The organism is Nocardia sp. NPDC059236, from assembly GCF_042754085.1.
In the GTDB taxonomy this organism is placed as follows: Bacteria; Actinomycetota; Actinomycetes; order Mycobacteriales; family Mycobacteriaceae; genus Nocardia.
In genome coordinates this window covers 386,492-407,855 of the sequence record NZ_JBHZAF010000004.1, presented here as the reverse complement: position 1 = coordinate 407,855, position 21,364 = coordinate 386,492, and the positions used below count along the sequence as shown (strand labels likewise).

General features: G+C 68.5%; 18 protein-coding genes. 9 read left to right on the top strand and 9 right to left on the bottom strand.

Going from position 1 to position 21,364, the window contains the following annotated elements; translation table 11 throughout:
* The first annotated feature begins 17 nt into the window (after nt 1-17).
* Nucleotides 18-770 carry an alpha/beta fold hydrolase gene (locus ACFXIV_RS14015; protein WP_379399318.1) on the top strand — a complete coding sequence of 251 codons (753 nt, stop codon included), beginning with the start codon at nt 18-20 and terminating at the stop codon, nt 768-770.
* Between the two features lie 75 nt (nt 771-845).
* Here ACFXIV_RS14015 and ACFXIV_RS14010 read toward each other — a convergent pair whose 3' ends face one another.
* The 4 genes from ACFXIV_RS14010 to ACFXIV_RS13995 all read right to left on the bottom strand — a co-directional run bounded on the left by ACFXIV_RS14010 (nt 846) and on the right by ACFXIV_RS13995 (nt 5,145).
* Complete coding sequence (locus tag ACFXIV_RS14010; protein WP_379399319.1) at nt 846-2,219, bottom strand: bifunctional lysylphosphatidylglycerol flippase/synthetase MprF; 1,374 nt, start codon at nt 2,217-2,219, stop codon at nt 846-848.
* A 112-nt stretch (nt 2,220-2,331) separates the two neighbouring features.
* Nucleotides 2,332-3,294 carry a DUF5996 family protein gene (locus ACFXIV_RS14005; protein WP_379399320.1) on the bottom strand — a complete coding sequence of 321 codons (963 nt, stop codon included), beginning with the start codon at nt 3,292-3,294 and terminating at the stop codon, nt 2,332-2,334.
* A gap of 52 nt (nt 3,295-3,346) precedes the next feature.
* Entirely contained in the window at nt 3,347-4,003 is a 657-nt protein-coding gene (locus ACFXIV_RS14000; protein WP_379378829.1) for an FMN reductase, read from the bottom strand.
* Between the two features lie 8 nt (nt 4,004-4,011).
* Complete coding sequence (locus ACFXIV_RS13995; RefSeq protein ID WP_379399321.1) at nt 4,012-5,145, bottom strand: LLM class flavin-dependent oxidoreductase; 1,134 nt, start codon at nt 5,143-5,145, stop codon at nt 4,012-4,014.
* 306 nt (nt 5,146-5,451) lie between these two features.
* On the opposite strand from ACFXIV_RS13995, the gene ACFXIV_RS13990 reads away from it, so the two are divergent.
* From ACFXIV_RS13990 to ACFXIV_RS13970, 5 genes are all read left to right on the top strand, one after another.
* Complete coding sequence (locus ACFXIV_RS13990; protein ID WP_379399322.1) at nt 5,452-5,814, top strand: hypothetical protein; 363 nt, start codon at nt 5,452-5,454, stop codon at nt 5,812-5,814.
* Between the two features lie 92 nt (nt 5,815-5,906).
* Complete coding sequence (locus ACFXIV_RS13985; protein ID WP_379399323.1) at nt 5,907-9,248, top strand: BTAD domain-containing putative transcriptional regulator; 3,342 nt, start codon at nt 5,907-5,909, stop codon at nt 9,246-9,248.
* Between the two features lie 63 nt (nt 9,249-9,311).
* The gene (locus ACFXIV_RS13980; RefSeq protein WP_379399324.1) at nt 9,312-9,692 is read left to right on the top strand and encodes a nuclear transport factor 2 family protein; all 381 of its coding nucleotides are present in this window, start codon (nt 9,312-9,314) and stop codon (nt 9,690-9,692) included.
* A gap of 2 nt (nt 9,693-9,694) precedes the next feature.
* Nucleotides 9,695-11,764: an MMPL family transporter gene (locus ACFXIV_RS13975; RefSeq protein ID WP_379399325.1), complete on the top strand. Its 2,070-nt coding sequence runs from the start codon at nt 9,695-9,697 to the stop codon at nt 11,762-11,764.
* A 145-nt stretch (nt 11,765-11,909) separates the two neighbouring features.
* Nucleotides 11,910-12,974 carry an AraC family transcriptional regulator ligand-binding domain-containing protein gene (locus tag ACFXIV_RS13970; protein WP_379399326.1) on the top strand — a complete coding sequence of 355 codons (1,065 nt, stop codon included), beginning with the start codon at nt 11,910-11,912 and terminating at the stop codon, nt 12,972-12,974.
* Here ACFXIV_RS13970 and ACFXIV_RS13965 read toward each other — a convergent pair.
* Nucleotides 12,901-13,632 (bottom strand): DUF998 domain-containing protein, encoded by a 732-nt coding sequence (locus ACFXIV_RS13965; RefSeq protein WP_379399327.1) that lies wholly within the window; start codon nt 13,630-13,632, stop codon nt 12,901-12,903. The two genes, ACFXIV_RS13970 and ACFXIV_RS13965, sit on opposite strands and share 74 nt — an antisense overlap.
* A 2-nt stretch (nt 13,633-13,634) precedes the next feature.
* Nucleotides 13,635-14,387, bottom strand: coding sequence for an SDR family oxidoreductase (locus ACFXIV_RS13960; protein ID WP_379399328.1), 753 nt, complete (start codon nt 14,385-14,387; stop codon nt 13,635-13,637).
* Nucleotides 14,388-14,718: 331 nt separating this feature from the next.
* Here ACFXIV_RS13960 and ACFXIV_RS13955 point away from each other — a divergent pair, with 331 nt between their 5' ends.
* Entirely contained in the window at nt 14,719-16,170 is a 1,452-nt protein-coding gene (locus tag ACFXIV_RS13955; RefSeq protein ID WP_379399329.1) for a DUF1254 domain-containing protein, read from the top strand.
* 89 nt (nt 16,171-16,259) lie between these two features.
* Here ACFXIV_RS13955 and ACFXIV_RS13950 read toward each other — a convergent pair whose 3' ends face one another.
* From ACFXIV_RS13950 to ACFXIV_RS13940, 3 genes are read right to left on the bottom strand one after another with little or no spacing between them, the layout of a single operon-like run.
* Nucleotides 16,260-17,372 (bottom strand): alcohol dehydrogenase catalytic domain-containing protein, encoded by a 1,113-nt coding sequence (locus ACFXIV_RS13950; protein ID WP_379399330.1) that lies wholly within the window; start codon nt 17,370-17,372, stop codon nt 16,260-16,262.
* The gene (locus ACFXIV_RS13945) at nt 17,372-18,496 is read right to left on the bottom strand and encodes an acyl-CoA dehydrogenase family protein (protein ID WP_379399331.1); all 1,125 of its coding nucleotides are present in this window, start codon (nt 18,494-18,496) and stop codon (nt 17,372-17,374) included. The genes ACFXIV_RS13950 and ACFXIV_RS13945 overlap by 1 nt, the downstream gene beginning before the upstream one ends.
* 9 nt (nt 18,497-18,505) lie before the next feature.
* The gene (locus tag ACFXIV_RS13940; protein ID WP_379399332.1) at nt 18,506-19,672 is read right to left on the bottom strand and encodes an acyl-CoA dehydrogenase family protein; all 1,167 of its coding nucleotides are present in this window, start codon (nt 19,670-19,672) and stop codon (nt 18,506-18,508) included.
* A 127-nt stretch (nt 19,673-19,799) separates the two neighbouring features.
* Here ACFXIV_RS13940 and ACFXIV_RS13935 point away from each other — a divergent pair, with 127 nt between their 5' ends.
* Both ACFXIV_RS13935 and ACFXIV_RS13930 read left to right on the top strand, forming a co-directional pair.
* The gene (locus ACFXIV_RS13935; RefSeq protein ID WP_379399333.1) at nt 19,800-20,753 is read left to right on the top strand and encodes a patatin family protein; all 954 of its coding nucleotides are present in this window, start codon (nt 19,800-19,802) and stop codon (nt 20,751-20,753) included.
* A complete protein-coding gene (locus ACFXIV_RS13930) occupies nt 20,750-21,334 on the top strand; it encodes a QsdR family transcriptional regulator (RefSeq protein ID WP_354835528.1) in 585 nt (194 codons plus the stop codon). Before ACFXIV_RS13935 ends, ACFXIV_RS13930 begins: the two co-directional genes overlap by 4 nt.
* The last annotated feature ends 30 nt before the right edge of the window (nt 21,335-21,364 follow it).

Below are 21,364 nucleotides of genomic sequence, written 5' to 3'. Positions count from 1 at the left end.
CCGATAGCATCGCGGCCATGGCGAAATTCACCACCTGGGACGGCTTGGAGCTCAACTACCGCGTGTGGGAGGGCGAGGGCGTTCCGGTGGTGCTGCAGCACGGAATCGTGGCCGACACCAATGCCAATTGGATGAGCGTGGGTGTGGTCTCGGCGCTGCAGCGGGCGGGCCATCACGTCATCTCGCTGGACGCGCGCGGCCACGGCCGCTCCGAGAAGCCGCACGACCCGGCCCGCTACTCGTGGCAGGCCATGGCCGACGACCTGCGCGCACTGTTCGACGAGCTCGGGCTGGATCGCGTCGCGCTGGCCGGCTATTCGATGGGTGCGATCATCTCGCTGCTGGTCGCGGGCGCCGATAAACGGGTGGAACGGCTGGCCATCGGCGGCATCGGCAGCGGCGCGGTGGACTGCGGCGGAATCGATTGGCGTGTCATCGATGCCGCGGACCTCACGACCGCCATGTCCGGTGACGGCTCCGGTGCGGTCCCCCAGGCTCGCATGTTCCGCATCCTGGCCGACGCCCTGGGCGCGGACCGCGAGGCCATCGCGACGCTCGCCGCCGGATTGCGTGAGGCCCCGATCGAATCCCTGTCCGGCATCACCATTCCCACCCTGGTGCTGGCGGGCGACAACGATCCGTTCGCGGCCGAACCGGAACGCCTCGCCGCCGCCCTGCCCGATGCCACCTGTGTGGTGGTCCCCGGCGATCACCTCGCCGCCGTCGCCAACCCCGCCTTCTCCGCCGCCCTGGTCGACTTCCTGCGGTGAGAATTGCGCTGGCGACGCCGACCCGGCTTCCAGGGGTTTCAGGGGCTTGCCCCTGAGAGTTACGAGAGTCGGCGGCTAATACTGCTTGCGGTGGGGGACGAACTCCAGGGTGAGCAGTGCCAGCGCGGCGATCAGGACCTCGCGCCAGCGGATCAGGACATAGCGCTGATCGCCGAAGGCGTTGAACTTGCGCAGGAATCGGTACAGCGATTCCAGCCGGATGAGCGGATCGCCCAACCGCACCGCGAGATACACCGTCTGCATGGTCCGCGTCCGGTGCTTGTCGGCGAAGATCTCCGGAAACGCCGCGAAGGCCAGCGAGATTCGCTTGATCCCGTGTTCGCGCGCGTACTCCACCAGGTCCACGATCATGCGCTCGTCGAGCCCGTTGGGTGCGTCGCGCCGCCGCCATGGCACGTCCAGGCTGAGTTCCTGGCCGTTGCCGGAGGCGCCGTAGCGCTGGAATCCCACCACCTGGCCGTCGGCGTCGCGGGCTATCACCACCAGCATGCCGGGGTGCCGGCCGTCGAGCAGGTGGTCGAGGATCATGGAGAAGCCGCGGGTCTGCCGCCCGCTCCCCCACTCGTCGACGATGGCCAGCAGTGTCTCGCGCTGGGGTTCGGTGAGTGCGACCTCGGGGAGGATCTCGGTGGTGACGCCGAAGTTCTTGGTGCGGCTCACCGCCTGCCGCAGATTGCGGTACTTGCGGCCGACCATGTCGAAGCGGTCGACGTGGACGATCACGTCCCGGCCCACGGCGATGGCGCGCAGCCCGCGGTGGTCCACCGCCCGCCGCTGCCACATCTCGGTGACCTCCGGGCTGGCGCCCAGGACCGCGATGCGCCAACCGTGGCCGCCCGCGAACAGCGAGAATTCGGTGAGCAATTCGGGGAACCGGCCGGGGTCGCCGATCGGATCGCCGGAGACGACCGCGATTCCGAGCCGGGCCCGGTAGGCGATGGCGGCGGAGCCGCTCTCGTTGAAGAAGTAGGTCTTGGACGAATGCAGCGCGAAGGGGGCCAGCGGATCCCCCTGGCTGCGCCGCACCAGTTCGGCCACCCGGGGCAGCTGCTCGGGCTGCGGCTTGCTGCCCTGCGGCAGCACCAGGATGGCGCCGCTGGCGGCGAGGAAGACGAAGCCGACCACCGGGTGTTCGGTGCGATAGCTGAAGTTCGAGACCACCAGGGTCAATGCCGCGTAGGTGAGGTGCGGCAGGGTGATGGGCCGGCGCAGGTACAGCCCGCGGGCCACGAACAGCCCGGCGAAGGACACCGCCACGAACCAGCCGTGGTCATTGCCCTCGCGGGAGGCCCGCTCGGCTGCCCAGACCAGGATCACGCTGCCCAGGACCAGCGCGCCCATCAGGCCGACACGGGTACTGGGCCCGGCGGTGAAGGTGGTTTCCCGATACGCGGTCAACGTCGGATTCGGTATGCGTTGCTCACGCATCTGGACCCCTTTTCTCCACATGCGAAAGTCTCACGGGCCCTCTCCCCATGGTGAGTCCTCCGCATCTCCCTCTCCAACACACTATGTCGGAGAGACGATTCGAGGCACCGAGTTATTCCGGCCAACCCAGCCGTTGCGAGGTGAGCACGGGGTCGGTTATGCCATTGTTGCAGGCCAGACCGACCGCGTCCCAGCCCGCGAGACTCGATCCGGCCTCGTATTGGGATTGGAAGAAGTCCAGGGCGGTGCCGACGGGGTCGGCGCTGGTACGGACGTCGTCGTAGGGCAGGTAGGCGTTGTGGCCGGACCCGGAGACCACCCAGTGGGCCTCGGCCGGTCGGAGCGGCCGATCGCTGAGTCCGGCGGGCTCGGGCGCGGTGTAGGAGTAGAAGGTCGGGGCGGGTGTCTTGTCGTCGCCGAACCAGAATCCGGCGCTGATCACCTCCCGGGAATACGCCTCGCGAGTGACCGGATCCACACTGTCGGGCATCGGGATCTTGCGGTCGGAGAAGCGCTGCACGGACAGGTCGAAGGTGTGCCAGAACAGCTGGACCGGGCTGATCTTGCCGGAGTAGGTGGCGCTGAATTCTTCCAGGATGCGCCCGACCTGGCTGTGTACGTGGAACGCGCGCCGGGCGGCAGCCGGGTCGTAGGTGTGGTGTTTTTCGTCCTCGTCGAAGGGCCGGCCGTGGTCGGGCAGGTCGAAGGGGGTGGGGTGGGCCAGGACCACCTCGACGCCGAGGTTGCGCAGCGCGTTCATGGCCTCGACGTAGAAGCTCGCCACCGACTGGCCCGCGAGCGGGACCTCCTCCTCCGTGCCGCGGTCGTTGCAGATCCGCAGCACGTGGTCGAAGAAGTCGAAGGAGCAGGTGAAGACCGGGCCCTCGGTTGCGGTGCCGAGCGGGACGGTGGTCCAGCCGCGGGCGGTCAGCCGGTAGGTCAGGTGCCACCAGTGGTTGCGTCTGATGCCCTTGGCCAGCGCTACCTTGCCGATGATCTGGGCGTAGCGGTGCAGAAGTTCCTTGGTGGGCCGCCACGAGTCGAGCGGGATGGCGGGCAGTATTTCCTCGGCCATGCGCTCATGCTACCCAGCGACCGATCGACTACCGCCCGTCTCCGGCGTGCGACTACCGACCGTCTCCGGCGTGCCCGGCCAGCAGCTCGCTGAACGGGCGCACCGCGCCGACGCCATTGCCTGAGCTGCGACGATGGACCGGCTCGTCCTGCAGAAAGCCCTGGACGCCTGTGGGTTCGGCGACCATGAGCTGGGCCAGTTCGGCCGCCGCGCGGTGGATGCGCTCGGCCAGTCCGGTGGAGCCGAAGTCCTCGGTGGCGGCGAAGACGCCGGTCGGTACCACCACGGACCGCAGGTAGGTGAACAGCGGACGCATGGCGTGGTCGAGCACCAGCGAATGCCGGGCGGTGCCCGCGGTGGCGGCGATCAGGACCGGCATGCCATTGAGCGCATCGGTGTCGAGGACGTCGATGAACATCTTGAACAGGCCGCTGTAGCTGGCCGTGAACACCGGTGTCACCGCGATGATGCCGTCGGCGTCGGAGACCCGCTGCCGGGCCGCGGCCACCGCGGGCGTGGGCAGCCCGCCGGTGGTCATGGTGGTGGCGAGATCGCTTGCCAGTTCCCGCAGTTCGATGACCTCGACCTCGAGGCTCTCCCCGCGCCCGCCCACCGCCGCGGTGACCGCGGCGGCGAGCTGGTCGGCGAGCAGCCGGGTGGAGGAGGGCTGTGAGAGCCCGGCGGTCAGCACTACGAGTTTGCGACTCATGCTCGTCCTCAGTTCTTTTCGGCGAGCACGCGCTCGCGGGCGGGCTCGACCAGGTGGTGCGGGGCGTCCGGTCCGGCGGCGACCAACGCCGCGTGGGTGGGCGGATCGCTGGGCACTCCGGCGGGGCGGCGCGCCTCGAATTCCTTGCGCAGCACCGGGACGACCTCCTTGCCGAGGATCTCGAGCTGGTCGAGGACCATGTCCAGCGGGAGGCCGGCGTGGTCCATGAGGAACAGCTGCCGCTGGTAGTCGCCGACATTGTCGGCGAAGCCCAGGGTGCGCTCGATGACCTGTTCGGGGGTGCCGACGGTGAGCGGGGTCAGTTCGGTGAAGTCCTCCATCGACGGGCCGTGCCCGTACACGGGCGCATTGTCGAAGTAGGGGCGGAAGATCCGCTTGGCCTCGGCCTCGGTCTCGGCCATGAAGACCTGGCCGCCGAGTCCGACGATGGCCTGTTCGGCGGCGCCGTGCCCGTAGTGCTCGAAGCGGCGGCGGTACAGGTTCACCATCTGCCGGGTGTGCTGCTGGTCCCAGAAGATGTTGTTGTGGAAGAAGCCGTCACCGTAATAGGCGGCCTGCTCGGCGATTTCGGGCGAGCGGATGGAGCCGTGCCACACGAACGGCGGGGTGCCGTCGAGCGGGGCGGGGGTGGCGGTGAAGCCCTGCAGCGGGGTGCGGAACTTGCCCTCCCAGTCCACCCGCTGTTCGCGCCACAGGCGGCGCAGCAGGTGGTAGTTCTCCACCGCGAGCGGGATGCCGTCGCGAATGTCCTTGCCGAACCACGGGTAGACGGGTCCGGTGTTGCCGCGGCCCATCATGAGATCCACCCGGCCGCCGGCCAGGTGCTGCAGCATGGCGAAGTCCTCGGCGATCTTCACCGGGTCGTTGGTGGTGATGAGGGTGGTGGAGGTGGACAGCACGAGCTTCTCGGTCTGTGCCGCGATGTAGCCGAGCATGGTGGTCGGCGAGGACGGCACGAACGGCGGGTTGTGGTGCTCGCCGGTGGCGAAGACGTCGAGGCCGACCTCTTCCGCTTTGAGGGCGATGCGGACCATGGCCTGGATGCGCTCGGCCTCGGTCGGGGTACGGCCGGTGGTGGGGTCCATCGTCACGTCACCGACGCTGAAAATTCCGAACTGCACGGGTCCTCCTCGGGTCGCTGCCATTTTTGGTGGATATGGCAACCACTTGAACATAGGGGGTGGCGGGGGTATTCCGGGGCGTGAACACGGGGTGATTCGCGCCACTACCGCACCCGCGGAGCAACCGGAGCCACAACGCCGGAATTCCGCCGACACCTGGCCGATTCGGCCTATCAGAGACTGTGCAGTACCCGCAAACTACCTGTGGGTACAGCGAAAGACTCAGTAGTGCAAGATCTTTCGACGTATCCTGAACATTCCCCGCGCAACGCCGGAGATCTCGAGCATGGACAGGGGGTAGATCCAATGGCGGACAACACCGTCGGTACGGCATACGCCGTTGTCGTCACCGCGGTCGCCGATCCGATGCAGGTGGAGGGCCTGGAATGGGATCGTGCGGTGGAATACCTGCCCAGTATCGATTCCCGCACCATGCAGAAGTGGGTGCGCTCCCAGGAGGACGGCCCCGATCCCCGCCGCGGCGTGGTCATTCCGGGCCCGCAGCGCCGGGCCGGGCACCGACATCCCTATCGCGAGGTCTGCGTCCCCTCGGCCGAATACCAGCTCTTCAGCGCGGCGGTCCGCACCAACCGCCGCCACGCCCTGGCCACCACCTGCGCCGAGGACGACGCTCGTCAGCGAGCCCGCCTGCTGTCCACGGCGCACTGACCCGTCCTATATATCCACTGACCGTCGCGTCGGGCCGCTCGGGGGGTCGAGCGGAACTCGGAGACGGGTTGGCGGCGTGTCAGACTCGCGGTGTGCGCATCGCGATTCTGGGTCCGCTGGAAGTAGTGGCCGGTGACCGCCCGGTGCCGGTCGCCGGAACGCGATTGCGCGGACTGCTGATTCGGCTGGCTCTGGACCCCGGACGTCCGGTGAGCGTGGGCGCGCTGGTCGAGGCGGTATGGCCGGAGCGGATTCCCGCACGGCCCGAACACGCCCTGCACGAACTGGTTTCCCGTCTCCGGCGCGCCCTGCCGGACGAGGTGAGGATCCGGTCGGGCGCGGGTGGCTATCGCCTCGAGGTCTCGGCGCTGTCCGTGGACGCCTACCGCTTCGAGCGGCTGGTGCGCGGCGGTCTGGTGAGCGGGGAACGCGGTGATCACGAGCGCTCGATCGCCCTGCTGCGCGAGGGACTCACACTCTGGCGCGGCCCCGCGCTGGCGGATGTCGCGGATCTGCCCTTCGCCGCGGCGGCGGCCGCCAGGTTGGAGGAGCTCCGCGTCAGCGCCACGGAATCGGTGATCGCGGCCGAACTGGCCGTACGCCCGGGCAATGCACTCCTGATCACCGAGCTGGAGGAACTACTCGCGGCGTACCCGCTACGGGAGCGCCTGCGACTGCTGCACATTCGCGGCCTGCACGACGCGGGCCGCACCGCCGACGCCCTGACCGCCTTCGATGGCTACCGCACCCGGCTGGCCGCCGAACTCGGCACCGACCCCGGCCCCGACCTGGCCGAGCTACACCTCCGACTGCTGCGCGGTGAACTCCCCCGCACCCAACCCCCGATCGACGATGCCGCACATGGGGCGTCGGTGACCGCGCGACCGGATTCGGGGGCGGGCCCGGGGAGCGAGACGCTGGGCCGGGGGCGGGCCGGGCGGCTGCGGGTGCCGTTGACGAGCTTTGTGGGGCGGGAGCGGGAGCTGGCCGAGGTCGGGGCGCGGGTCGGGCGGGCGCGGCTGGTGACGCTGGTGGGGCCGGGCGGGGCGGGGAAGACCCGGTTGGCGATGGCCGTCGCCGCGGAGTTGGGCGAGCGATTTCCGGGTGGGGTGGGGGTGGCGGAACTGGCTGCGGTGAGCGATGTTTCGGATGTACCGCAGGCGGTGGCGACGAGCCTGGGGGTGGTGATGGCACGCGGGCTCGAAGCATCGAGGGCGGATCCGGTGGGCCTGCTGGCGGACGCCTTGCCGACCGCGCCGACGCTGCTGGTGCTCGACAATTGTGAGCATCTCGTCGACGGCGTCGCGGACCTCGCCGGGGAACTGCTCGGCTGTGTACCCGAGCTGCGGATTCTCGCGACGAGCCGGCAATCGCTGGGGATCACCGGGGAAACACTGTGGGAGACCGCGCCTTTGGCGGTGCCGGCGCCGAACTCACCGGACGCCGCTACCTATCCGGCGGTGCGGCTGTTTCTCGATCGGGCCACGGCGGTCCGCCCCGACCTTCCGGTGTCCGGCCCGGAGCTGGAGACGATCGCGGAGATCTGCCGTCAGCTCGACGGTCTACCGTTGGCGCTGGAGCTGGCCGCCGCGAAGGTGCGCGTCATGCCGCTGGCCACGTTGCACGCGCGGCTGGCCGACAGGTTCACAGTGCTGGCAGGCGGCAATCGCACCGGGCTCCCCCGGCATCGCACGCTGCGGGCCGTATTGGATTGGGACTGGGAACTTCTCGGCGAGGCCGAACGCACGGCGCTCGCGCGTCTTGCCGTCTTCGCCACCCAGTTCACGCAGGCTGCGCCCGAGTCGCTCGGCGTCGCTGCCGCCGAGCTCGAGGCCCTGCTCGACCGGTCGTTGTTGCAACTGCTGGAGCCGATCCCCGATCCGTCGAATCCCGGTGCGCCGATACCGCAACCGCGCTATCGGGTGCTCGAAACGGTCCGCGAGTACGGGCTCGCACAGCTCACGGCCCGGGGCGAACTCGACTCCACCCGGGCGGCGCACGCGACCTACTACCTGGCGCTGGCGGAGCGGGCGCAGCCGCGGCTCCGCAGCCGCGATCAGCTCCCTTGGCTGCGCCTCCTCGATGCCGAGCAGGAGAATCTGCTCGCGGCCCTCCGCTTCTCGCACGACTCCGGCGACGCGCACACCGCGGCGCGACTGGGCTCCGCACTCGGCATGTACTGGGCTCTGCACGGAGCGCACGCGGATGCGGTCCGCATGCTCCGGCCGGTGCTGCACCTGCCCGCCGTCCGGCCCCATCCGCCGCTCGCGGCTGCGTTCGCCCTGCACTCCATGCTGGCCGCCCAGGCGGCCGAACTGAACGCGGCCACCGACCACATCCGCCGCTGGACCGGCGCCGGCCGCTTCGGCACATCCCCTGCACTCGAAAATCCCATGGGCCATCGGGATTTCACCAATGGATCCGCGGTGTCCGAATTCGACAAGCCGGGCGGGGATGGGTCTGTCGAATTGGCATGTGCACTAGTGGAATTAACGGCCGAGCGGATCGAGGCAGGGCTCGCACTGGTGAAACCGTGGCTGGGGCATCCGGATGCGTGGACCCGGGGGATGTTCTGGCTGGTGCGATCCTTCTTGAACGCCAATGAATCCGGGGTGGCCCGGCTGGATGAGGACTTGCGCACTGCGGCTGCGTGTTTCGAGGAGGCCGGGGAGCGGTGGGGGCAATCGACGGCCCTGACGTATCTGGCGTTCGCGCGTGCCACGCTCGGGGATCTCGATGGCGCGGCCGATGCGATGGCGGCTGCCCTGGTGGCGGCCGAAGAGCTGGGTAGCACTGTCGCACTGCGTATCTGGCTGGTCATGATTCGCTTGCACTCCGGTGAGGTCGAGGCGGCGCGCACGGATCTGAATGCGGTGCTCGCCGAATCGCTCTCGGCCCGGGACACGGTGATGGCGCGGTTCCTGGCCGCGGACATCGCGCGGATCGACGGAGATATGCCCGGGTCGGCGCGGCAGTTGCGGATCGTGGAGGCCGATCTGAATCGGGCCATGACCGAGGATCGGTCGTATCGGGCCATGTTCGGGCTGCGTATGGGTTTCTTGCGGGCGGCGGAGGGCCAGGTGGGTGCGGCGGTCGCGCACTGTGCCGACGCCTGGGCGAATGCGGTGGCGATCCGGGACATGCCGATGGCCGCCGAGGTGAGTGTCGGGGTGGCGCGGACCTGTCTGGCGGCCGGACTGGCCGCGGTGGCGGCCGAGTCGCTGGGAGCCGGGCACGCTCTGCGCGGTGCGCCCGATGCCCGGTATCCCGACATCGTTTCGCTCCGAACGGAATTGGACGCAGTGCTCGGAGCCGAGGCGACTGCAGTCTACGAGCGTGGCCGGGCGCTCCCCCGCGCCCAGGCCGTTGCCGTGATCGAAGCATGCCTGTCGGCGGCGCGCGAACACCGTGGTCTCCCTGGACCGGGTGAGTAGCGTGGACGCCCGTATGAGCGGGATGTGAGCTCGGTATGAGAGTGGCCCAGCACTGTGGGCCGCATGCGAAACGAATCCGATCTGTACGAGTACCTGACCACCTATCCCCAGGAGATGGCGTTCGGCGCCGACGATCCCGCTGTCCTGGTCGACCGCTGGTTCGCACCCGACATCGACTACCGCAACGACGGCTTCCGCCTGAACCGCCACGCCCTGGTCGCGCACGCCCGCCCCGCGCGCAAGAATGCCGAGTCGGTGCGGGTGGAGGTGCACCGCGCCCTGCTGTCGGGTGACGCCATCGCCGCCCACTACACGCTGTACGCCACCCTGCGCACCACCGGCCCGACCGCCACCGAGATCTGCATGGTGGGCAGGCTGGCCGCCGACGGCCGGATCGTGGAGGTCGATCAGCTCACCCGTGCCGTGCCGGTGGAGGGCGAGTAGCCGTGGGGAAGCTACTGCGCCGAATGGTGTGGGCCGCCATCGCCTTCTGGGTGGTGGCCATCGTCGCGACCGGTGGGTTGGCCGGCAAGCTGGGTTCGGCGGAGAAGAACGATGCCACCACCTGGCTGCCGAAAAGCGCCGAGTCGACGAAGGTTTCGGAACTGGCCGGGAAGTTCACCGGAAAGGATGTGTACCCGGCGGTCGTCGTCTACGACCGGGGCGGCGCGGTCCTGAGCGCGGCGGACCAGGATCGGGCCCGCGTGGATATCGGCCGGTTCGCCGCACTGCCGAATGTGCACGGGCCGGTCGAGGGGCCGATGGTGTCCGGCGACGGCCAGGCCATCCAGGTCGTGGTCCCGATCACCGTGGGGGTCAAGGGAATCAGCGGCACCCTGCCGACGGTGAAGTCCATACGAGCCATGGTCGCGGGCTCGGGAATGAGTGTCCATGTCACCGGACCGGCGGGTTACGGGGCCGACTCCGCGGACGCGTTCTCCGGGGTGAACTCCACCCTGCTGTATGTGACCATCGCGATCGTCGTGGCGATTCTGCTGGTCACCTACCGCAGCCCGGTGCTGTGGCTGCTACCGCTGCTCTGTGTCGGGGTGGCCCTGACCGTCGCGCAGGCCCTGATCTACCTGCTGGCCGCGCACGCCGGCCTGACAGTCAACAGTGATACCGAATTCCTGCTCACCGTCCTGGTTTTCGGTGCGGGCACCGATTACGCCCTGCTGCTCACCGCCCGCTACCGGGAGGAATTGCGCCGCCGGGAGGACCGCTATGCGGCCATGGCCACCGCCATCCGCCGGGCCGGGCCGGCGATCGCCGCGAGTGCAGTCACGGTGGCGCTGAGCCTCCTCTGCCTGGTCGTCGCGGACCTGAACTCGACCAAGAGTCTCGGTCCGGTGATGGCGACCGGTGTGCTCGTCGGCTTCGCGGTACTCACCACCCTGTACCCCGCCCTGCTGGTCCTGTGCGGGCGCTGGATATTCTGGCCCGCCGCACCACGTTTCGGCGATCCGGAACCGTCCGGCGGTCGCTGGATGCGCACCCTCACCCGGTTGACGGTTGCCCGCCCGCGCCGCGTCTGGCAGCTCACCGCCGCGGCCCTCGCGGTGCTGGCCCTGGGCCTGTTCGGCCTGCACGCGGCAGGCCTGAAGCCCCAGGACACCTTCCGGACCCGGCCGGAGGCAGTGGCGGGCGAGCAGGTGCTGCTGCGCCACTTCCCAGGTGGATCGGGCGATCCGCTGCAGATAATCGGCCCGGCCGCCCAGGGTGAGCGGCTGCGCGCGCTGGCCGCCGAAGTCCCCGGTGTGGTCGCGGTGTCCGCACCCGCGACCATCGACGGCCTGGCCTACCTCGAAGCGACCACAGCGGACGCCACCGACAGCGTTGCCGCCTTCGCAACCGTCGACCGGCTCCGGTCGGCCCTGCACCCGGTGCCCGGCGCCATGGTGGGCGGCGGCAGCGCGGTGGCGCTCGACACGCTGAACTCCTCTGGTCGTGACCGCAATCTCGTTGTGCCGCTGGTTCTCTCGGTCGTCTTCCTGATCATGGCCATCCTGCTGCGATCCCTCGTGGCGCCGGCGCTGATTCTGGCGACCGTCGTACTGTCTCTCGCGGCGGCGCTGGGCGTCAGTGCCGTGGCCTTCGACAAGCTCCTCGGCTTCCACGGCGCGGATGCGGCATTCCCCCTGTGGACCTTCGTGTTCCTGGTCAGCCTGGGCATCGACTACTCGATCTTCCTGATGGCCCGGATCCGCGAGGAGAGCACCCGCCACGACACCACCACCGCCACGGTCATCGCCGCCCGCACCACCAGCGGCACGATCACCGCCGCGGGCGTCGTCCTCGCGGGCACCTTCGCAGCATTGCTCACTCTCCCTCTGGTCTTCGCGGCGGAGATCGGCTTCGCCGTGGCCTTCGGAGTCCTCCTGGACACCTTCGTAGTCCGCACAATCCTGGTTCCCGCCCTGGCCATGGACCTGGGCGAACGCCTCTGGTGGCCACGACGCCGGGCGAAGACACCGAATGCCCGGCGAGAACTCGTCTCACCGGGCATCCCGGAGTAGCGACGGGACAGGTGGCCGCGAACAACTCATGCACGAACGGAAGTTCTTCGTCGACGAACACAACAATGAGCTGTACGAGCGCGAATTCTCCCTCTGCGAACACTGATTCGACCGAACCTCATCATGGCGCAGAATCGAGATGGTGATGGATATCGCGAATCCCGCGCTCGAGCGGACCGTGTCGGGGCACGTGGTGCGCATTGTGCTGGACACGACGGCCAGGTCCGGTATCGACGAGGTGGAGGCCACGCGAATCGGGGGCGTCGATCGGAAGTTGCTGGCCGATGACCGGATTCGCATTCCCTCGGAGAGCCAGTATCGACTGTGGGCACTGATGGAGCACGTCGTCGGCAACGAGGCGGGCGTGCGGGCCGCGGATATGGCCGATCGCGGGCGGTTGCATATCTGGGACTACCTGTTCAGCAGTGCTCCGACACTGGCCGAAGGATTTCACGACGCGTCCCGGTTCAGCGTCGTGATCTGCGATCCGGCGGCGCAGTTGGAGGTCACCGACAACGGGTCCGCGCTCACGGTCGGGTACCGCGGCACCACCTATGGCGAGACCCGCGGCATCATCAACGAGTTCGCGGTGACCGTGGCCGTCCGGCGCGCCCGCGATGCCTTCGGCGACGCAGCGGTGCCCGTGCGAGTCGACTTCGCGCACCCGGCGCCCCGGCATCATCGATATCTCGAAGATGCCCTGGGCACCAAGGTGATTCATTTCGGTCAACCGGCAGACCTGATCCACTATCGGATCACTGGAAGCCGGACCGAGGTGCGCCCGCATGATCCCGGCCTGCGCCGGATCCTGCACACCGCCGCCCAGCATGCCATCGACGCGGCGCGTCCGATTCCCGGATGGATCGAATCCTTCCGCGCAGCACTGTATTCGGAGGTAACGCAGAGCGCCGGGCCGACGGACAGCTCGCCGAAACGGGGCCCGCGGGTCGCCGCCGTGGCCGCGCGGCTGCGGATCAGTGACCGCACCCTGCAGCGGCGGTTGTCCGAGGCGGGCACCTCCTGGAGCGAGGAGCTGGCCGCGATGCGCTGTGAGCAGGCCACCCGGCTGCTGCGTCACACCACGCTCACCGTGCAGGCCATCGCGCTGCGCGTCGGCTACAGCGATGCTCGCGCGCTCAGCCGCGCCTTCGACGGTTGGACCGGCCTGTCTCCGGATGCCTACCGCCGTGCCGACCGCCTTCGGGGGTGAGCAACAGAACGCATCCGACCTGCCCGCCCCACACGGTGAGCGTGTCGAACGCGATGCGTTCCGACACGCCGGCACCGAGACCGAAATGGTTTTTCGCGAACAGGAACACACCGCCGATCACCGAGATCGTCACGGCCAGCGCGGTGCCGACGGCCAGGCCGCGCCGCCTGCGCGCCACCTCCGGCGTGATCAGCACCATGCCCGCCAACTGCGCGAACCACTGCGCCAACGCGATGGTGTCGTGTGCCTGCGGCCGAATATCCCAGGGCGCCAGCCCGATTCCCGTTATCCCGAGACCGGCGACAGCCACCAGCGCGCACCCGGCCCGGAATCGACGACCGCTCCACATCCGCGCCCAACCCAGTGCCCCGGCAAAGGTCAGCAGACCGGTCGACACGAACATCACGTTCTGCACCGCGTGATCGGGCGAGCACACCCATCGCGAGGCCCCATCGCGATCGACGTATTCGCCACACCGCGTGATGCCCAGGTCGCTGATGTAGTTGCCCGACATGCTGTATCCCGCCGGCCACGCGTGGGCCACCACCAGCGAGACGGGAAAGTACGACAGCGTGAGCAACCAGCAGGCGGCGGTGGCCCATGGCAGCCAGGTGCGATTCGACCGCACCCGGCCGGTGCCCACGGTTGAGGTGGGCATGCTCAGAACATCGCGCCGTTGGCCCGGATCGTCTGTCCGGAGACCCAGCCCGCCTCGACGCTGACCAGCCACCCGACCAACGGTGCCGTGTCGGTGGGGAGACCGAGACGCCCGTGCGGATTGTGCAGTGCCGCGGCCGCAATGGATTCGGGCGTCTCCGCGCCGCGGAAGAAGTCGTCGTCGACCGGACCGGGCGCGACGGCATTGACCGTGATACCGCGCTCACCCAACTCCTTGGCCGCGGCGACCACCATCCGCTCGACAGCCGCCTTCGATCCCGAATACAGCCCGTAGGTGCCGGTCATGATCGAGGTGAGGGTGGTGGACAACACGACATAGCGGCCATTGTCGGCAATGTGCCGGGCCGTGGCGCGCAGCGTATTGAACGCGGTCCGGGTATTGCGCACGATCAGCTGATCGAAGTCGTCGTCGGTGGTATCCGCGATCGGCTTCTTGATGACCCGCCCCGGCACGTGCACGACGATATCCAGCTTGCCGTGGCGCGCAACGACATCCGCGAACAGTGCGTCGACCTCCGCGGCCGAGGTGGCGTCGGAGCGGACCGCTTCCACTGTCACGCCGAATGTCTCGAGCGTCGTGAGCGTTGCCTTGGCGGCCTGCTCGTCCCCCTGATAGGTGACGATCGTGGTGGCACCGCGCCCAGCGATGTTCTTGGCGAATTCCGCACCCTGATTCCGAGTGCCGCCGATGATCAGAGCGACCTTGCCCTCGAGGTCCCGGATGACTTGCGACATCAGTCGAATCCCTTTTCTCTCTTCGGTTTCGAACCTCTGCCATTCTGTCGAGAACCGCACGCCAGGCCCAGGACCGATCGCGTCACCCCGGTAACCGACTACGCCAAGCGGACCGCTGTCGGCTCATCCCCGCAACGGCTGATCGCTATCTGATTGCTGATCACTGTTGAGATTCCAGCTAGAGAACGCCAGCTTGCAGGACAAGACTTGAAATGAGGTTTCGTCCTCTAAATTACGCACTTCTACCCCACCGCTCGATACTCTCGCTGAGAGTTTGCTGTCAATCAGTGAGCTCGCGCTGCGTTCGAAAATACCCAACCAGGAGGATGCGGTGATCACTAGTTCGAGAACCCGGTGGGCCCGGGCGGCCATGGCGACGGGCCTCGTGGCCGCAGTCGCGGTGGCGTCAGCCGCCTGCTCGAAGAATTCATCGGAGTCGTCAGCGACGACATCGCCCTCGTCCGCGCCCAGCGCCGACGATCTGGCGGTGCAGGCATACGCCTACACCTATCCGCTGGTGTCGGTCGAGGTGACACGGAGGCAGTCGACGAACCTTCCCGCGGCGGATCCGTCGACAGGCAGGGCGCCGATGAATCAGCTGGCGCCCCTGCACTTCCTGCCCGATGCGAAGTTCACCAGCGTGGTGCGCCCCAATGTCGACACCCTCTACACATCGATGTTCTTCGACGTATCCCAGGAACCGCTCGTGGTGAGCGTGCCCGATATGGGCGGGCGGTATCACTTGTTCCCGATCCTGGACATGTGGAGCAATGTCGATGCTGCCCCAGGCCCCCGCACGCTGGGGGATGTGCACGGTTACCAGTTCGCGATCGTCGGCCCGAACTTCCACGGCAGCCTGCCCGAGGGCGTGCACGAATACCGTCTCCCCACCGATTCCGGCTGGATGATCGGCCGCATCGAAGTCGACGGCCCCGAGGACGTTCCCAATGTGATCGCCATCCAGAACCAGATGACGGCGGCCCCGCTCAGCGCCCGCGGCACCGCGTACACGCCGCCGCAGAACACCGATCCGCACCCGGACTGGCCCAAGGATCAGGAGGTCGCCCAATACATTCACAATCTGACCCCGCAGCAGTACTGGGACCTGTACTACTCGGCCTTGTCGCACAACGAGACTCGCCCCGATGACAAGGCCCTGCTCGACAAGCTGGCCGCGGCCGGCTGGACGCCGGACAAGAAGCTCGACCTGTCCACACTGTCCGAGACCGAGCGCACCCGCTGGGAGCAGGCCTGGCCCAAGGCGCTTTCACAGATCGAAGCCATTCCGGACAAGAACGAGGTCAACGGCTGGAAGATCACGCGCAGCGATATCGGTGACTACGGCACCGATTACGCCACCCGCGCCATGATCGCCTACGCAGGTCTGGGCGCCAATCTGCCCCAGGACGCGATCTACCCGTCCAGTAGCGTCGACGACAAGAAGACCCAGTTGAATGCGGACAACACCTATGTTCTGCACTTCGCCGCCGACCGGATGCCACCGGTCAAGGGCTTCTGGTCGCTGACCATGTACGACCAGCGTGGCTTCTTCGTCGACAACCCGTTGAACCGCTACGCGGTGCGCGGCGAACGCCTGACCGAGAGCTCGGATGGGTCGATCGACATCTATGTTCAGCGCGAGAACCCGGGCCCGGAAAAGGAATCCAACTGGCTTCCGGCCCCCGCGTCGGGTGATTTCAACCTGATGCTGCGCACCTATTGGCCCGATCAGAAGATCGTCGACGGCAGCTGGAATCCGCCGGCGGTGACTCGGACCAACTGACATTCGACGTCTGAACCGGGCGAAGACCCGGCGAGAGGTTGGCTCGCCGGGTCTTCGCTGTCTTTCACTGCGGTGCAGCCACTCTCGATTCAGGAATGGTCGAACACGATGATCTGGCGAACCGCTGCTCCATCGGCCAGGAGATCCAACGCTTCATTGATCTCCTCGAGCCCGATTCGAGAGGTGATCAATTTCTCGACCGGCAGCCGCCCTTCCCGCCACATCTGTTCGTAGCGTGGAATATCCCGGGCCGGCACCGCGGAACCCAGGTACCTGCCGACAATGGTGCGGGCTTCGGCGGTGATGCTCAGCGGCGGCAGGGTGACCGTCGAATTAGGCCCCGGCAGGCCGACCGTGATGGTCATGCCGCCGGGTTCGGTTGCTGTATAGGCGGTTTCGAATGCGGCCGGATGCCCGGCGCACTCCACCACGTACCGCGCCCGGATCCCCTGGTCGGCGATCTGCTCCGGCATGTACGTCTCGGTGGCCCCGAGCTCCTTCGCCATGGCGAGTTTGTCCGCCAGCCGATCCACCGCGATGAGCCGTTCCACGCCAATGGCTTTCGCGGTCAGCAGGGCGGCCATCCCGACGCCTCCGAGCCCGACCACCATGAGACTGTCCTGCGGACGCGGATCGGCCACGTTCAGTACCGCCCCGCCGCCGGTCAGCACCGCGCACCCGAACAGTGCCGCGATCTCCGGCGGCACCGAGTTGCCGACCGGCACCAGGGAGGCCCGGTCCACCACGGCGTGTGTGGCGAAGCCGGAGACGCCCAGGTGGTGCCGCACCCGGTCGCCGCCGCGCGACAGGTGCCCGGCATGGTGCAGCAGTTCACCGGCGGTATTGGCGCGGGTGCCCGCGGTGCAGGGCAGCTGCCCGTCCCGCGCGCACGCGTCGCACTCTTCGCAGCGCGGCAGGAAGGACATGACCACTCGCTGTCCGATGAGCAGATCGGCGACCCGCTCGCCGACCGCCACCACGGTGCCCGCGGCCTCGTGGCCGAGCAGCATGGGCAGCGGGCGGGGCCGATTGCCGTCCACCACACTCAGATCCGAGTGGCACAGCCCGGCCGCCTCGATGGCGACCAGCACCTCGGTGGGCCCGGGATCGCCGAGTTCGAGCCGGCACACGCTGATCGGCCGCGACTGCGCGTACGGCCGCGCCCGTCCGATCTCCTCCAGGACCGCGCCGCGAATGTGCATCAGATTTCGACCATCTGGTAGTCGGCCACGTACCCGCCGAGGTAGCGCAGGTGGTCGGTGGAGTCACCGAGGGTGTGCTCGATGGCGGTGAGCCGGGCGGTGTAGTGGCCGACGGGGTATTCGTCGGTCATGCCGATGCCGCCGTGCATCTGGATGGCCTCCTGCCCGATGTGCCGGGCGGAGCGCCCGATCCGCAGTTTGGCGCGGGAGGCGACGACCGGATCGATGATGCCGTCGGCCAGCGACATGGACGCGTACATGCTCATGCCGCGGGCCAGCTCCAGCGACACGTACATGTCGGCGGCGCGCTGGGTCAGCGTCTGGAAGGTGCGCAGCGGCACCCCGAACTGCTTGCGCGTCTTCAGGTATTCCGCGGTGAGCCGCAGGGACTCCTCCATCGCGCCGATCGCCTCGGCGCACAGCGCGGCCTGCGCCCCGGCCAGGGCGGCCTGGATGGCTGCAGCGGCATCGACCGGCTCGCCGAGCGGCTCGGCCACCGCGCCGTCGAATACGATGTCCGCGCCGCGCAGCCCGTCGTGGGTGGCGTAGGGGGTGCGCCGCACGCCCGGATCGGCGGGATCGACGAGGAACAGCCCGATACCGTCGTCGAGCGCCGCGCTCACGATGAGCAGATCGGCGCAATCACCGTGGGAGACCGGGTGTTTACGGCCGGTGATCCGCCAGCCGTCCGGCTGCCGCACCGCCTGGGTGGCGGTGTCGGTGGCGGGCCAGCGCAGCCCCGGCTCGCCGTGCGCGAAGGCGAGCTTGAGCTCCCCCTCGGCGATGCGCGGCAGCAGGTCCTTGCGCTGTGCGTCGGCGCCGACGGCGGAGATGAGCCCGCCCGGCAGCAGCGCGCAGTCCAGCACGGGTTCGGGGGCCAGAGCGCGGCCGATCTCGGTCATGACCAGCATGGCCTCGATGGGCCCGGCACCCATGCCGCCGTCCTCCTCGGCGAAAGTCAGTCCGAGCAGGCCGATTTCGGCGAAGGTGGCCCATATCTCGGTATCCCAGCCGAGTTCGGTGCCGACGCTGTCGTTGCGGCGCTCGGGGGTGTAGCCGCGGGACAGCACGTCACGCACGGTGTCGCGCAGCATGTCCTGTTCGGGGGTGAGATCGAAATCCATGGTGCTGCCTCACAGTCCGAGGATCGTCGAGGCGATGATGCCGCGCTGCACCTCGTTGGATCCTCCGTAGATCGATGTCTTGCGGTAGTTCAGGTAGGTGGCGGTGCTGCGGCGGGCCCAGTCGGGATTCGACTCGTCCTCGCGCGCAACGGAATCCGGTCCGGCGATGTCGACCAGCAGCTCGGTGACGGCCTGCTGGAGTTCGGTGCCGCGCAGCTTGAGAATCGAGGAGACCGGGTTGGGCTTGCCGTCGGCCGAGCCCGCGGCCACCCGCAGCTGCACCAGTTCCAGTGCCAGCAGCTCGTTTTCGAGCTCGGCGAGGCGGGTCGCGAAGAGCTGATCCTCGAGCAGGGTCTTCTCGCCCAGGCGGGTCTGCTTGGCGTGCTCCTTGGCCAGCCACAGCTTCACCTTGGTCTGACCGACCGCGGCGATGCCGGTGCGCTCGTTGCCGAGCAGGAACTTGGCGTAGGTCCAGCCCTGGTTCTCCTCGCCGACCAGCTGATTCGCGGGCACCCGGACGTTCTCCAGGAACACCTCGTTGACCTCGTGGCCGCCGTCGATGAGCTTGATCGGCCGCACGGTCACGCCGGGGGTGTCGAGCGGGAACAGCAGCATGGAGATGCCGGCCTGCTTCTTGGGCGCGTCCGGGTTGGTGCGCGCCAGGCAGAACATCCAGTCGGCGGACTGGGCGGCGGTGGTCCAGGTCTTCTGGCCGTTGATCACGTAGCTGTCGCCGTCGCGGACCGCGACCGTGCGCAGCCCGGCCAGGTCGGAGCCCGCCTCGGGCTCGGAAAAGCCCTGGCACCACCAGATGTCGAGGTTGGCGGTGGCCGGCAGGAAGCGTTCCTTGAGCTCCTGGGCACCGAAGTGCGCGATGACCGGGCCGATCATATTGGTGTTGAAGGTCAGCGGTTCGGGCACCGAGGCCAGCTGCATCTCGTCGTGCCAGAGGTGGCGCTGGATGGGGGTCCAGTCCTTGCCGCCCCATTCCACCGGCCAGTTCGGGGTGGCCAGCCCGTGCGCGTTGAGGATGCGCTGGGTGGTGACGATGTCGTCCTTGCTCAGTTCCTGCCCGTGCCGCTGCCGGTTGCGGATGTCGGCCGGGATCTCGCTCCGATAGAACGCGCGCAGCTCGTCGCGGAAGGCGAGCTCGTCGTCGGTGAGCGCTAGTTGCATGCGTTGACCTCCAGTTTCATGGCTACCCACGCCATCGCCGGATATGATACACAGAGTCACCAGTGTCTCAAATAGGGTCGTATACTCGAACGGCCGCGCACACCACCGACAGCCAAGGGAGCCATCCGTGCCCGACCACGACCGCACACTCGGCGTCGGCGAGCTCATCGCCCACCGGCATCGCGAGGGCAGCGCGCCCGGGCAGCGCACGGACTCGCATCGGCTGGCCCTCGTCATCGAGGGCGGCTCCTCGCGCGGCGCGTACTCGCACGGCATGGCCATGGCCATCGAGGAATTGGGCATCCTGCCCTGCTTCGACGCGGTGTACGGGGCGTCGGCGGGCGCGTTGAACGCCGCCTGGCTGCTGTGCGGGCGCGCGGTGGACTCGCGGCGGGCCTGGAATCCCGAGGTGATCAACCGCGTGATCAATCCGGCCCGGGCCCTGCGCGGCGGCCGCGTGGTCGATACCGAATACCTGGTGCACACCGTGTACGAGCGCATCGTGCCCATGGATTTCCCTGCGATCCTGGCCAATTCGATCACCTTTCACCCCATCGCCACCGACGCCGACACCGGCGCGGCCGTCGATCTGCATCCGGAGCTCAGCGATGTGCGCTCGGTGCAGACGGCGCTGCGTGCCTCGACCTGCCTGCCGATCCTGGCCGGGCGGCCGGTGCCGATCGGCGCGCGCCGGTATGTCGATGCCGGGCTCTCCGAATCCGTCCCGGTGCGAACGGCATTGACCCAGGGCGCGACCCGCGTCCTGGTGCTGCGCACCCGCCGCGCCGGCGAAACCATGCGTCCTCCTTCGGGTCTGGAATCCCGGGTGGTGGCCCGCTTCCTGTCCCGGCACGCGCCGGGGACGGTCGGACCGTGGCTCGATCGGGTCCAGCGACACCACAGCGACGAGCGTGACTTCGACTCCGATCCGGCCGTGCTGCAGATCCGCCCGCCGCACAGCGCACCCGATATCGGGCGCATCGACCGCGATCCCGGGGTGCTCCAGCAGGCCCTCACCCTGGGGCGGGTGGCCACCGCCCGCACACTGTCGGCATACCTGGCCCCTAAGCTGTCCGCGTGACACGCGCGGAGGGAACCAGAGCACCGGGCCGGCCCGCCTCGGCCAGCCGGGACGATGTGCTCGAAGCCGCCATCGCCGTGTTCCTGAGCGGAAAACGGGTGGACGTCAATGCCATTGCCGCCCAGCTGGGGGTGGGCCGCGCGAGCATCTACCGCTGGTTCGGGTCCCGGGACGGCCTGCTGGGCGCGGCCGTGGCGCGGCAGCTGGAGCGGGTCGTGGCCCATGCCGATCGCCGCTCCCGCGGGGCGGGCGGTGAGCGGCTCACCGCGGCACTCAACCGGACCATCGATCTGCTGGTCGAGAACGACGCGCTGCGTTCATATTTCGACAATGAATCGACCGCGGCCCTGCGCCTGATCACCCGCGGTGACGGAATCGTGCACCAGACCGCGGTGGCCCTGGTGGAGCGGTTCATCGAGCGCGCCGAGTCCGAGGGCTACCAGCCTCCCATCGAGCGCGACACCCTGGCCTACGCCTTGGTCCGGCTGTGGGAGGCGTTCCTCTACAACGACGCCGTGGCCGGCTTCCGCGGTGATGTGGACCGCCTGCGCAAGGTCCAGACCGCGCTACTGCGCACCTGAGCGCTGCAGCGAGCGCCGCACCCACTCGAA